Source organism: Paraburkholderia edwinii (assembly GCF_019428685.1).
Taxonomy (GTDB): Bacteria; Pseudomonadota; Gammaproteobacteria; order Burkholderiales; family Burkholderiaceae; genus Paraburkholderia; species Paraburkholderia edwinii.
Genome location: NZ_CP080095.1, coordinates 1,211,606 through 1,225,214, shown reverse-complemented (window position 1 = coordinate 1,225,214; position 13,609 = coordinate 1,211,606). Strand labels below are relative to the sequence as shown.

Sequence of the window (13,609 nt, the reverse complement as noted above, 5' to 3'; positions counted from 1 at the left end):
CGCGCGAAATCGGCCAGCGCATGGGGTTAGCGCACTAGCTAGCGCCTGCTAGCCCAAAACCTTCCGGCCAACCTTCACTTGCGCAAATCCGCATCCGAAAACTGCCGGGTTTCACGCACCGAACGCGGATGCCATAGTCTGGCCCCACCTTCGATGCCCGCCGCGTTTGACACGATCGCCACGTTCGCCGGCAAATCGAACTTCAGGTTCGCCGCATTGCCACCGCCGATCCACAGCCGGTCATAGTTCACGAGCCGCTCGAGCACGCCAATGATCTTCTCGACGCGCTTGTTCCACTGTTTGTCTCCCGCTGACTCGCGCGCGTGTCCGCCGATGTACTCGTCATACGTGCGATTCTTGCTGACAGGGTGATGCGCAAGTTCAAGATGCGGCATCAGTTCGCCGTCGCGAAAGAGCGCCGTGCCCGCGCCGGTGCCGAGCGTCAGCACGAATTCGAGGCCGTGCCCCTCGATCGCCGCAAGCCCCTGCATCTCCGCATCGTTGATCATCCGTACCGGCAAGCCGCCGACGCGCTTCGCCAGCATGTCGGCAAGCGGCACGCCATGCCAGCCCTCGTCGCCGATGTTCGGCGCCGTCAGCACGCGGTTCTCGCGCACGACGCCAGGAAAGCCCATCGACATCCGCGTCGGATGATGTTGCTCGAGCAACGGCTTGACGAGCTTCGCAAGCGTATCGGCCATCTGCTCGGGCGTGCACGGATGCGGCGTGGCGACACGAACGCGTTCGCTCAGCATCTTGCCGTTGCCGTCGATAACCGCAGCCTTCAAGCCCGTGCCGCCGATATCGATTGCGAGAATCCGATCGCGCGCATTGAGCCCGCCGGCGGGTTGCCGCGCCGCTGGGGCGGACTTGCGCGACGCAGTGGCCTTTTTACTCGCGGCAGCATTCGGCCTTCTGGTCGCCGCGGCCTTCTTCGCTGCGACCTTCTTCGCGGCGACCTTCTTCGCAGCAGCCTTCTTCGCCACAACCTTCTTCGCACTCGTCTTTCTGCTCGCCGCCGTCTTTTTTCGTGTAGGCATAGTCATCGTCCCTTTTGAAGTTGTTCTATCTACTCGACCCGTCAGCGCCGCTTCGGTTCATCGTCGAGCGGCCGCCACGTGCGTCCGTCGCGCGCGAGCAGCGCATCGGCCTCAGCCGGTCCGCTGCCGCCCGCCGCATAGCCGTGCACGCGCATCGCGCCGCCGGCGGTCGGATGCAGCACCGCGTCCACCGCCGCCCAGCTTCCCTCGATGCTGTCGGCACGCTGAAACAACGTCTCGTCGCCGAGCATGCAGTCGTACAGCAGCGTTTCATAGCCGACGTTCGCCTGCTCCTTGAAGAAATCGTTGTAGTCGAATGTCGAGCGCACGTGGCCCATTCTCATCGTCGGGCCCGGCACCTTCACGTTGAAGTCGAAACGCGTGCCGTGCGTCGGATCGATGCGCAGCGTCAGCACGTTCGGCGTCAGCGAATCGACGGGCGTATCGCGGAACATGAGGAACGGCACGCGCTTGAGCTGCACCGCGATCTCGGTGCGGCGCACGTTGAGGCGCTTGCCCGTACGCAGATAAAACGGCACGCCGCCCCAGCGCCAGTTGTCGATATGAACCCGCGCGGCCGCGTAGGTTTCGGTCGTGCTGTCGGGCGCGACATTCGGCTCCTTGCGATAGCCGACACCGGCGGGCCCTTCTTCGTACTGCCCGAAGACGACATCCTCGGCGCGCAGCGGCTGGATCGCTTCGAACACTTCGGCTTTCTTGTCGCGCACCGTTTCGGCATCGAACGAGTTCGGCGGCTCCATCGCGACCATCGCCATCAGCTGGAACAGGTGGTTGGGCACCATGTCGCGAAACGCGCCCGTATGTTCGTAGAACGCGCCGCGCCCTTCGACGCCAAGCGTTTCGGCCGCGGTGATCTGCACGCTGTCGATATACTCGCGCCGCCACACCGGCTCGAACAGCGCATTCGCAAAGCGCACCGCGAGAATGCTCTGCACCGTTTCCTTGCCGAGGAAGTGATCGATCCGGTAGATCTGCTCTTCTTTCGCGTAAGTCAGGATGTGCTGGTTCAGGTCGCGCGCCGACGCGAGATCGTTGCCGAACGGCTTTTCGATCACGACGCGCCTGAAGCCGCCCGCGCCCTCTTCGTCGAGCAGGCCCGCCTTGCCGAGCTGTTCGACGACCGGCTTGAAGAAGCGCTCGCCGACCGCGAGGTAAAAGATCGCATTGCTGCAGCCGCTCTTGCCGATCGCCTGCTTGACGCGCTCGAACGTGTCGGGCGTCGAGAAGTCGCCGGCAATATATTGCAGCCGCTGCGCGAGCCAGTTCCACGATGCTTCGTCGGCCTTGCCCGAGCTCGAGCGCTCGGCCGCGAACTGCTGCAGCGATGCATGCAGATCGTCGCGCCAATCGTCGGTGCCGCGCTCGCCGCGATTCACGCCGATCACCTGCATGCCGTCGTCGAGCAAGCCGTCGACAACGAGGTTGTACAACGCGGGCACGAGCAGCCGCTTGGTCAGATCGCCGCCCGCACCGAAGATCACGAGCGAACACGGCGGCGCCTTGCATTCGCCCGCGGGTCCGCACGGACCTTCGCCGCGTGCGAGCGCGGCGGGCGGCGCCGCAGGCACTTTCTTACCGGCAGCGGCCGAGGTTGCCGTGGACGGATTCAGTTCGGCGGTGGCATTGGTATCGGACGGCATGGCATTCCCTCGCAGATGGTGACCCACATGACTGGCGTTACCAGGATGACCCGCCGCACGGCCATACAGTTCCATCGGATCGCGCGGCGGCGCGCTTTCGCAAGACTTCTGTAAAGCCGCCGCGCAAGCATTGCATCGACGCGGCAAGAACTGCGCCCCGGAATGCGCGACGGCGAGCAAGTTGTACAGCCCGATAAAGCGCATCAAGCTGCGCTTCATCGGGCTACGCTTGCGCGCGTGCGCGGTTCGCGTTTGTCTTATTTGACCGCCACAGCTGCCTGCTCGGTTTCGCTGGTCGCCGGCACCAGGCCCGACGTCGCAGATTCACGCGGCTGCAACAGCAGCGCGACGAGCCCGCTCCAGCCCGTCTGATGCGACGCGCCGACGCCGCGGCCGGTATCGCCGTGGAAGTACTCGTGAAACAGGACGAGATCCTTTGAACGCGGGTCCGCCTGCAATTGCGGATACGCAGCCATGACGGGCCGTTTGCCGTGCGCGTCCTTCATGAACAGTTTCGTGAGACGGCGCGCGAGCTCATCGCCGATCTCGCGCAACGACAGCCGCTCGCCGGAGCCGGTCGGATACTCGATACGAAAATCGTCGCCGTAGTAGCGGTGAAATTCGTACAGCGATTCGATCAGCAGAAAGTTGACCGGCATCCAGATCGGCCCGCGCCAGTTCGAGTTGCCGCCGAACACGCGCGAATCCGATTCCGCGGGCAAATACTTGACGCAGAACTCCTTGCCGTCGAACTTGAACACGAACGGGTCGTCGCAATGCACACGCGACAGCGCGCGCACGCCGTAATCGGACAGAAACTCGGTTTCGTCGAGTGCGCGGCGCAGCAGCGCCTTCATGCGATGCCCGCGCAACAGCGACAGCAGCAACGTGTTGCCTTTGCCGGGCTCGTTCCAGCGCGACACGAGCCGGGCGAGATCGGGCCGATGCCGGAAGAACCACATCAGGCGTTCGTGCAGGCCGGGCAGCGTGCCGTGCAACCGGTGTTCGAGCGCGTGCACCGCAAAGAGCGGAATCAACCCGACGATCGAGCGCACGCGCATCGGCACATTGCCGCCGTCCGGCAAGCGCAGCTTGTCGTAGAAGAAACTGTCCTGGCTGTCCCACAGGCCCGTTTCGCAGCCGTCCTCGCAACTGACCGCTTCGGCGATATACAGGAAGTGCTCGAAGAACTTCACGCCGATATCGACGAACACATGGTTTTCATACGCGAGTTCAAGCGCGATGCGCATCAGGTCGAGCGCATAGGCAGCCATCCACGCAGTGCCGTCGGCCTGGTCGATATGGCCGCCCGTCGGCAGCGGCGACGAACGGTCGAAGATGCCGACGTTATCGAGCCCGAGAAAGCCGCCCTGAAAGATATTGCGGCCGTCCGCGTCCTTGCGGTTCACCCACCACGAGAAATTCAACAGCAGCTTGTGAAACACAAGCTCCAGAAAATCGCGGTCGCCCTTGCCGGTCAGCGCGCGATCGATTTCGTAGACGCGCCATGCGGCCCACGCATGCACGGGCGGGTTCGCATCACTGAAGGCCCACTCATAGGCGGGCAACTGGCCGTTCGGATGCTGATAACGGTCTTTCACGAGCAGCAGCAGCTGGCGCTTCGCAAACGCGGGATCGATCAGTGCGAACGCAGCCGCATGAAACGCAAGGTCCCATGATGCGTACCACGGGTACTCCCACTTGTCCGGCATCGACACGATGTCCGCATTGCACAGATGCCGCCAGTCCGCATTGCGGCCGCGCCGGCGGCCCGTGGGCGGCACCGGTTGCGCGGGGTCGCCGTCCATCCAGCGCTGCACGTCGAACTGGTAGAACTGCTTCGACCACAGCATGCCGGCCAGCGCCTGGCGCTGCACGAGCCGTTCATCCGCGTCTTCGATCTCGCGCTGCAGCACGCCGTAGAATTCGTCCGCTTCAGCGATCCGGCGCGCGAACAGCGCCTCGCAGTCGAGCGGCACTTCATCGGGCGACGACGCGACGCGCCAGCGCATATAAACGACCGCGGTGCCGTGCGGCTCGAGTTCGAGCGACACATGCGCACCCGCCTTCGTGCCGGAATCGCGGCGCACCGCTTCGCGATCGCCATTCACGAGGTAGTCGTTGAAGCCGTCCTTGAACGGGCCGATCGCGTCTTCCGTGCCGTACAGGCGGCGCGGGTTCGTCTCGTTCTCGCAGAAGAGCCACTCGACGCCGGTTCCATAGCCGGTATTCTCGCGCTCGAGATCCTTGCGCCACGCGGCGACGATGATCGATTCGTAGCCCGGATGGCGGCCAAACAGATAGGTGCGGTCGCGCATCCGTTCGAACATCAGCGAGGGCTTCTCTTCGAGCCCCTTCCACGACCATTTGTTGCGCGCCCAGATCTGCGGCAGCACATCGAGCGACGCGGCTTCGTCCGCGCGATTCTCGACGGTCACGCGCATCACGATGTCTTCGGGCGTGTGTTTCGCATACTCGACCGTCACGTCGAAGTAGCGCGAATTGTCGAATACGCCGGTATCGAGCACTTCGTATTCGGGCATATCGGCGCCGCGGCGCGCGTTTTCTTCGACGAGATCGGAGTACGGATACGCGGCATGCGGATATTTGTACAGCATGCGCATATACGAATGCGTGGGCGTGCCGTCGAGATAGAAATACAGCTCCTTCACGTCCTCGCCATGATTGCCTTGCGAGTTCGTGAGCCCGAACAGCCGCTCCTTGATGATCGGGTCGCGCCGGTTCCACAGCGCGAGCGACACGCACCAGTTCAGCATGTCGTCGCCGAAGCCGGCGATACCGTCTTCACCCCAGCGGTAGGCGCGGCTGCGTGCGTGATCGTGTGGGAAGTAGTCCCATGCGGTGCCGTTAGGACTGTAGTCCTCACGCACCGTGCCCCACTGGCGTTCACTCAGATACGGGCCCCAGCGTTGCCAGTGCGCGCTGTCGGCGGAATGCAGACGGGCGCCCTCGACGGTGTCGAGCAGATTGCAGGCACGAAGGCAGGGCATAACAGCGTCCTCCTTTTGACAAGGCAGCAGGAGTCACATCGTAGCGCGCTTTGCGCGGCGTTGCGCAATTAGTGGGGCGTCGCTAGTCCCGCGCGGCTAGCAGCGCGCCGATCCGCAGCCGCTCGCCGAGCGACCACGCCTGAAACGGCGCGCCCGCGGGCCGATGCGGCGCGTCTGCGTCGGCAATTTCACTGATGTGATCGAGACCCGCGCGGTCCAGATGCGCATCGAGCGGCGCGATAAAGCGCTCGCGGGCCGCCGCGCGCGCCGCCGCGTCGGGCGCTTCGACGCGCAGCCACGCTTCGACGAACGGACCGAGCAGCCACGGCCACACCGTCCCTTGATGATAGGCGCCATCGCGCTCGCGCGGGCCCCCCGCATAGTGCGCGCGATACGCGGGATCCGACGGCGCGAGTGTGCGCAGGCCGAGCGGCGTGAGCAGATGGATGCGCACCTGGTCGACCACGGCGCGCGCGACGGCGCCATCGATAATCTGAAACGGCAGCCCGCCGACCGCGAAAATCTGGTTCGGGCGAATCGAACGGTCGAATCTGCCGCGCACATGATCGACGTCGACCACATCGAATAGCGCGCCGCCGGCCGGATCGACGAATCGTTCGACGAATGCGCGCGTCGCGCGCCGGGCCGGGTCGCGCCACTGCGCGTTCCAGTTTGATGCGATGCGCAATGCGTTGATCCACAGCGCCTGAATTTCAACCGGTTTGCCGATGCGCGGGGTGACCACCCAATCGCCGATCTTTGCATCCATCCATGAGAGCTGCACGCCGGGCACGCCCGCGCGCAACAGACCGTCTTCGTCGGCGCCGATGGCAAAGCGCGTGCCGCGCGTATAGCCCGCGAGGATCTCGTCGACTGCCTGCTGCAGGCGCCCGCGGGTTTCATCCGAGGCATGCTGCACAGCAAGATAGTCGTGCACGGCGACGACAAACCACAGCGATGCATCGACCGAGTTGTATTCGGGCGTGTCGCCGTAATCGGGGAAGCGGTTCGGCAACATGCCTTCGGAGAGGGTCGCGGACCATTGCAGCAGAATCGCGGCCGCTTCGTCGTGGCGGCCGCATGCGAGCAGCAGCCCGCGCATGGCGATAAACGTGTCGCGGCCCCAGTCAGTGAACCACGGAAAGCCGGCCACGATCGTGCGGCCGCCCTCGCGCGCAACGACGTATGCATCGGCGGAACGATGAAGGCGCGACGCGAATGCCGCGCGGCGCGTGCGTTCCACACGCTCGAGCTGCTGCGCATGCGCGAATGCGTCGGATGTGCAGGATTCGCGAGTGCGCGGCACGCCGTCCGCGCTCAGGATCAGCACCGCATCGCCGGCTGCGAGATCGAACGAGAAAATGCCCGGCGTCGCGAGATCTTCGGTGAATTCGAGCCCGCGTTCGCGTTCGACCGGATAGCAGAAGTTGCGGTACCAGTCCGGCGCATGCTCATAGGCGCCGTTCGATGCCGCGCGAATCGCCGGCAGGTCGCCATACGGGCGCCAGCTTACGCAGGTGCCGCTGATGTCTGCGGTGAAGTCGAATGCGCCGTTCTCATGGTGCAGTGCGTGATAGTCGCGGCCCGACAGTAGCGGACGCACGTGCAGCGTAAAGTCGCCGCGCGGGGGCTCGTCATTCGCGCGGCTGTTCGATGCGGTCGATGGATTTGATGCGCCTTCCGCGCCAGCATGCAGACGCCAGCGCAACACAGTTTCGCCGGTCGCTTTCACGACGAACACTTCCGCGCTCACTTCAGCACTTGTTTCCCCGCTCATTTCCCCGCCCACGCCGACCGCGATGCGCCACGTCGGCCACGGTTCGGTCGTAAAGCCCAGCAGACGATCGGTGATATCGGGTACGGTCAGATCGGGCGCATAACATTGCGTCGTCAGCGGATAGCGTTCGCCATTCACGTCGACCCATGCCTCGAAGCCGTTGACGAGCACGATGCGCCCCGCAGGCGGCCGTGTCGCCGCGAGCAGCAGCGCGTGGTAGCGGCGCGTGCGCGGCATGCCGACCGTGCCCGATGCAAAACCGCCGAAGCCGTCGGCTTCGAGCCATTCGTCCTGGAGATGCTCGCGGTCGATCGGCCGTGCGATGGTCGTCATCGATATGCCCTCTCTCTCCTTTTACTGGTTTCACTGCGGCAGCACGACCCACACTTCGAGCCCGCCGCCGTCGCGCGCATGAAACTGCAGCGTGCCGCCATGCAGACGCGCGATCCGTTCGACGATCGCAAGGCCGAGGCCCGTGCCGCTGGTCCCGCTATGTGCGTTTCTGCCGCGTTGAAACGGCGCCTTCAGCGCCTCGAGTTCGGCGGCCGAAAGACCGGTGCCGCGATCGCCGACCGCGACATACGCCGCATGCGCATCGCGCCACGTGCGCACCGCGAACCCGCTGCGGCCGTACTTGATCGCATTCTGCATCAGGTTCATGAGCAGCCGCATCATGCTGATCGGGCGGAACGCGACCGGCGGCAGGTCCGCGAGCGACAGTTCGAAATCATGCCCGAGCCCTGCGAAATCCGCAGCCAGCTGCTCGACGAGCGCGTTCAGATCGCCGGGCTGCGCGGCTTCGCGCTCGCCGCTGCCCGCATAGTCCATGAACTGCTGCAGGATCGTGTCGATCTGATCGAGGTATGACTCGGCGGCATCGGTGAACGGCGCATCGCGCGGCGCGCCGGCCATCGCCATCGCAAGCCGCAGCTTGGTGAGCGGCGTGCGGATATCGTGCGAAATACCGGCAAGCATGACTGCGCGTGTTGCCTCGGCTTGCTGCAGCGCCTGCGTCATCTGGTTGAACGCCGTGCTGACCTGCGCGATTTCGGTCGGCCCGTCGACGGGCAATGGCGCGGGTGCGTCGCCCGCGCTGATGCGCCGCGCGGCATCGGCCAGATGCTTGAGCGGCCGGTTCAGATGCAGCTGAAGCAGGAAGCCGGTCAACGCGGCGAGCACGCCGAGGCTTAAGGCCAGCAGCAGCGCGCTCAGGATTCTGCCGCCTTGCGCCTCTTCGGGCAGCATTAGCGCGATCCAGTACGGCGCGTCGGCGATATGCACGCGCAGCCACATCGTTTGCGGCGCGCCGCGCACGTGCTCGGCCTCCCAGCGCACGTCGCTGCCGGCCGGCAGATGGCGGCGCAACGTGTCGAGAAAAATGCCGAGTTCGTGCGTGCGATAGAACTCGAGCGCTTTGACCGGCGGCGCCGCCAGCGCATCGGGTGGTACGTCGGCGCGCGCGCCGATGCGCGCGACAGTCACGTCGCGCGATGCGCGCGGCGTCGCGGCGAGCACCGTGTCGAGCGTCGTGATGTAACTGCCGAACACGGCCGCCGCGCGTTCGACGCGAGGCCGCTGCACATAGTGAAGCAGCACGCTCAGCGAGCACGCTTCGCTGACCACGACGAGCGCGAACAACAGAACGATATTGCGGGCGAGTAACGAGCGCGGTATCAGGCTCGGCATCGGGCGCACCGTTATTCGACGTCGGCGATCAGCATATAGCCGACGCCCCAGACGGTTTTGATAAAGCGCGGCTTCGACGGATCGCTTTCGATCACCTGGCGCAGCCGCAGCACCTGCACGTCGATACTGCGATCGAGCGCATCGTGGTCGCGCCCGCGGGCGCGCGCGATCAGGTTGTCGCGGCTCACCGCGCGATTCGGCGACGAGCCGAGCGCGGTCAGCAACAGCATTTGCGCGGAATGCAGTTCAATCGGTTCGTCGCCGCGAAACAGCAGATTCTTGCCGATGTCGAGCCGGAAGTCGCCGAAGCGCAGCGTTTGCGTCGTGACGGTCGGGTCGCCCGACGCGATCTTCTGCCGGCGCAATAGCGCGTTGATGCGCGCGGTCAATTCCTGCGGCAGGAACGGCTTCGCGAGATAGTCGTCAGCGCCGGTTTCGAGGCCGACCACGCGATCGAGCGGATCGCCCTTCGCGGTCAGCATCAGGATCGGCAAGGTCTCGCCTTCGGCACGCAGACGCGCGCAGATCTCGAGACCGTTTTCTTCGCCGATCATCAGATCGAGCACGAGCAGGTCGAAGGGCTCGCGCTCGAGATAGCGCTTAAGGCGCGCGCTGTTTTCGACCACCCGCACCGAAAAACCCTGCGACGTCAGAAAGCGCTGCAGCATATTGCGCAGTTCGGCTTCGTCGTCGAGCACGATGATGCGGGGGGACCGGTCCATGCAAGACTCCTTTGAAAACACGCTATTCACGCCGCTGTGTCGCGAGGAACTGCTCGATCTGCGGCAGTGTTACATAACCGACCTTTTGCGTGTCGATCTGGTCGAAATGCTGCGCGACACGCGGCATGCCGAGTTGCGCCTGCTGCTTCGTGAGCTTGCCGTCGCGCGTCGTGTTGGCAGCCGTAAAGCGCTCCTGCAATTGCTGCATCATCTGTTGCATATGGGCCGAACCGCCCATACCCATGCCTTGCATCGACGGCGCGTTCTGCGCGGGCATCGCCTGGGTCTGTGCATTTTGAGTCTGCGCATTTTGCGTCGACGATTGCTGCGCAAATACGCTCGCCGATGCAAAGCACAGCGCCAGCATCGCAATCCACTTCTTCATATCACTCTCCGTTGAGTCGCTCACCTGCGTCGCTGGCGATGTGCCGCGATCCGTTCGGTGACAGGGCGAATTCTTGTCGCTCGCCGCGCTCAACGCAACGCGAAAACCATGTCATTCGATGTCACGCATCCGGACTGCGCGACGACATCGGATGAAACATGTTTTCGCTGGTTTTCCCGTGCAGCGCTCCGTATCGTTTGTCGCAGGTTCATACCGTTTTCACCGATCCGGCGCGCGCCGTAACGCTGCGCGTGTTCGCCTTCCGGATCATCGATAGAAGGAGTGTTGCGTGAATATCCGTTCAGTCTGTTCGTCTGCTGCCGCCGCGCTCGGCATCGGCTGGTCCGCATGGTCGTCGAGCGCGTTTGCGGGGACCGTGTTCGTGCACGCCGCCTATGTGCCCGCTTGCCCGCCGCCGCATCCGGTTTATGCGCCGTCTCCCGCTTATGTCGTGCAGGCCTCCGTGACAGCTGCGGCGACCGTCGCGCCGCCGGTCAGGTCTTTGCCCTATGCCGCGGTACCGATTCCGGTGCCTTGCGGCGTCGTTGCGCCTGCCGTACCCGCACGCAATATCGTCTATGCACAACCTGTGCACGCGGTGCCGGCCGTTACGGTTTCCGCCATCGACGCGCCGCACTGATTTTGTTGCGTGTACACCGACATGCAGACGATAGCGGCAATCTAGTGCGCATCGCGTATCGTCTGGAACACGGCCCGCAGGTTTCGCGCTTTCGTCGCCAGCACTTTCGGTATTTCGTCGAGCCGCACTGATTCCTGCACGTCGCCGGGCCGCGGCGGATTGTCGATGGCGAACAGCAGCGTCTCGTTGTCGCCCGATGCGCCGATCGCCTGCACGGTCATCGTCTTGAACGAGATCTTGCTGATGCCCGCGACGCGTTTCACGCCATTGATCGCGACGCCGACCGGCGTCAGGTTGCGCAGGCGGAAGCCCTGCTTTTCAAGGCGCACGTCGGTCAGTGCGATCTGCAGGATCAGCGAATCGGGTTGCGGCGTATCGACCACCGTCATGTCCTTTATCACTTCCTGCGTCAGGATTTGCGCGAAGGTACGCGTGACCTGCGCCATTTCTTCGGGGTCGATGCCTTTGTACGGCGAATCCGGTGCGAGAAATACTTCGACCGGCACCAGGTAGACGCTGTGCAGCCGGGCGCGCTGCGCGGCGTAATCGGGCGCCATGTAGCCCTTCGTGCCGGGGAATTGCGCAACGGGCGTGAGTTGCACGCTGTCCGGTATCAGATAGTCGGCGCGCGCGGCGCCGCAATGCAATGCAAACGGCACGACCAGCACCGCGCCGACGATAAGCGATGCCGTGCGCATCTTCGATCGCATGAACAGCGTTTGCAGGGTCAGTAGCGTTAGTCGCATTTGCGGCATCGACACCCGCGCCCGTTCGAACCGCAGATTCGCCGGCATTTTCATGATTCGTTCCCCGATGCGGTGGCCACGCTAGCCGCGTGGAATCAGCATAGGCGATTTGCGATGCGCGACCGCCTGGTGGATTCCCGCTGCAATACATGCGAACAAAGCCCTGCGCGACCTGTGCCCGATTGTCGGCACGTGCTCGACCCATGCTAGGCTATGCGCCAATTCGGCATGCCGTCAGGCATTTTGCATCCCGAAAAAACCAGATTAGTTGCATTGACTATCGGCATCCGTTCGCCTCACCACAGAGGGCGCGCGGCGAATTATGGTGGATTGATGACAAAGGACAATAACCCGCTCTACCTGTTACGAGACCTTCTATGCGCGGCGCTTCGCAGTGCCGCGCCGCCCGCGTTTATTGCGCGGCACGCCGCGCCGCGGACTCCGCTTCTGCGCGCCACGCGTTTGCCCGCCGCGGCGTCGGCGGTGCTGCTGCCAGTACTCCTGACGGGCTGCATGGTCGGTCCCGATTACCGCACACCGGCGCCGCCCGCAACCGACAGCTACACGACCACACCGTTACCGGATCAAACCGCATCGGCGCCGGGCGCGTCGGGCGTGCCGCAGCACTTCGCAACGGGTGAAGACATCCCGGCCGCATGGTGGTCGCTGTACCACTGCGAGCCGCTCGATACGCTGGTTCGCAAAGCGCTCGCGAACAGTCCGAATATCGCGTCGGCGCGCGCCGCGCTGCGCCAGTCACGCGAGAACCTCAGCGCGCAGTTCGGCGGCTCGCTGCTGCCGCGCGTCGACGCGCAACTGAACGCGACGCGCGAGAAATTCAACGGCATCACGTTCGGCCAGCCGCAGTTCACCGAAGATCTGAACCTGTACAACTCGTCGGTTAGCGTGTCGTATGCGCTCGACATCTGGGGCGGTGCGCGCCGCGGCGTCGAAGCGGCGCGCTCGCAGGTCGACTATCAGCGCTACCAGTTGCAGGGGGCATGGCTCGCGCTGACTGCGAACATCGTCACCGCGGCGGTCAAGGAAGCGTCGCTGCGCGCGCAGATCGAGGCGACCGAAGAAATCGCGACGGAAGAAGCCTCGCAGCTCAAGGTGCTGCGACAGCAGTTCGAGCTCGGCGGCATCGGCAAAACGGACGTGCTCACGCAGCAGACGCTGCTCGCGCAAACCCGCGCGACGCTGCCGCCGCTGCGGCAACAGCTCGATCAGACTCGCCATCAGCTCGCGGTGCTGTCGGGCAGTCCGCCGAACGATCCGACACTGCCCGAGTTCCGTCTCGCGATGTTCTCGCTGCCGCAGACGCTGCCGGTCAGCGTGCCGTCCGCGCTGGTCCGGCAGCGGCCCGATATTCTCGCGGCCGACGCGACGCTGCATCAGGCCAGCGCGCAGATCGGCGTCGCGACCGCGAACATGTATCCGCAGATCACGCTGTCGGCGAGCTGGGGCACGCAGTCGCTGACACCCGCCGAACTGTTCCGCGCCGAAAGCACGGTATGGGCTATTGGCGCGGGCGTGCTGCAGCCGGTTTTCCGCGGCGGCCAGCTGCTCGCGGAAAAGCGCGCGGCCGTGGCCGCGTACGAGCAGGCCGATGCGCAATACCGTCAAACCGTGTTGTTAGCGTTCCAGAACGTGGCGGATTCGCTGCGCGCGCTTGATCACGATGCAAGCGGCCTGCGCGAGCAGACCGACGCGTGGCAATCGGCCAGCGACGCGCTCGATATGGCGCGCGGCCAGTTCAAGCTCGGCGGCATCAGCTATCTGTCGCTGCTCGTGACGCAGCGCCAGTATCAGCAGACCGTGGTCGACCTCGCGCAGGCGCAGGCGGCGCGCTACGCGGATACCGCCGCGCTCTTCCAGTCGCTCGGCGGCGGCTGGTGGAACGATCCGCTGCCGGAATCAGCCGCGGTGCAATGAGGTATA

10 protein-coding genes are annotated in these 13,609 nt (G+C 64.6%); 2 read left to right on the top strand and 8 right to left on the bottom strand.

What is annotated here, in order from left to right; genetic code table 11:
- Window positions 1-74: 74 nt before the first annotated feature.
- The 7 genes from KZJ38_RS05385 to KZJ38_RS05355 all read right to left on the bottom strand — a co-directional run bounded on the left by KZJ38_RS05385 (window position 75) and on the right by KZJ38_RS05355 (window position 10,282).
- Window positions 75-1,040, bottom strand: coding sequence for an ROK family protein (locus KZJ38_RS05385; protein WP_219799123.1), 966 nt, complete (start codon window positions 1,038-1,040; stop codon window positions 75-77).
- A 41-nt stretch (window positions 1,041-1,081) separates the two neighbouring features.
- Window positions 1,082-2,701 (bottom strand): glucose-6-phosphate dehydrogenase, encoded by a 1,620-nt coding sequence (zwf, locus tag KZJ38_RS05380; RefSeq protein WP_219799122.1) that lies wholly within the window; start codon window positions 2,699-2,701, stop codon window positions 1,082-1,084.
- A gap of 257 nt (window positions 2,702-2,958) precedes the next feature.
- Entirely contained in the window at window positions 2,959-5,712 is a 2,754-nt protein-coding gene (locus tag KZJ38_RS05375; RefSeq protein ID WP_219799121.1) for an MGH1-like glycoside hydrolase domain-containing protein, read from the bottom strand.
- A gap of 82 nt (window positions 5,713-5,794) precedes the next feature.
- Window positions 5,795-7,822, bottom strand: coding sequence for an amylo-alpha-1,6-glucosidase (locus tag KZJ38_RS05370; protein WP_219799120.1), 2,028 nt, complete (start codon window positions 7,820-7,822; stop codon window positions 5,795-5,797).
- A gap of 30 nt (window positions 7,823-7,852) precedes the next feature.
- On the bottom strand, window positions 7,853-9,175 hold the full coding sequence (locus KZJ38_RS05365) for an ATP-binding protein (RefSeq protein WP_219799119.1): 1,323 nt from the start codon (window positions 9,173-9,175) through the stop codon (window positions 7,853-7,855).
- Window positions 9,176-9,186: 11 nt separating this feature from the next.
- Window positions 9,187-9,897, bottom strand: a complete 711-nt coding sequence (locus KZJ38_RS05360; protein WP_219799118.1) for a response regulator — start codon at window positions 9,895-9,897, stop codon at window positions 9,187-9,189.
- Window positions 9,898-9,919: 22 nt separating this feature from the next.
- Window positions 9,920-10,282 (bottom strand): EF-hand domain-containing protein, encoded by a 363-nt coding sequence (locus KZJ38_RS05355; protein WP_219799117.1) that lies wholly within the window; start codon window positions 10,280-10,282, stop codon window positions 9,920-9,922.
- A gap of 289 nt (window positions 10,283-10,571) precedes the next feature.
- On the opposite strand from KZJ38_RS05355, the gene KZJ38_RS05350 reads away from it, so the two are divergent.
- Complete coding sequence (locus KZJ38_RS05350; RefSeq protein WP_219799116.1) at window positions 10,572-10,922, top strand: hypothetical protein; 351 nt, start codon at window positions 10,572-10,574, stop codon at window positions 10,920-10,922.
- A 41-nt stretch (window positions 10,923-10,963) separates the two neighbouring features.
- On the opposite strand, the gene KZJ38_RS05345 is transcribed toward KZJ38_RS05350, so the two are convergent.
- Window positions 10,964-11,668 carry a DUF3313 family protein gene (locus KZJ38_RS05345; RefSeq protein ID WP_219799115.1) on the bottom strand — a complete coding sequence of 235 codons (705 nt, stop codon included), beginning with the start codon at window positions 11,666-11,668 and terminating at the stop codon, window positions 10,964-10,966.
- Window positions 11,669-12,181: 513 nt separating this feature from the next.
- On the opposite strand from KZJ38_RS05345, the gene KZJ38_RS05340 reads away from it, so the two are divergent.
- Entirely contained in the window at window positions 12,182-13,603 is a 1,422-nt protein-coding gene (locus KZJ38_RS05340; protein WP_246641730.1) for an efflux transporter outer membrane subunit, read from the top strand.
- Window positions 13,604-13,609 lie beyond the last annotated feature (6 nt).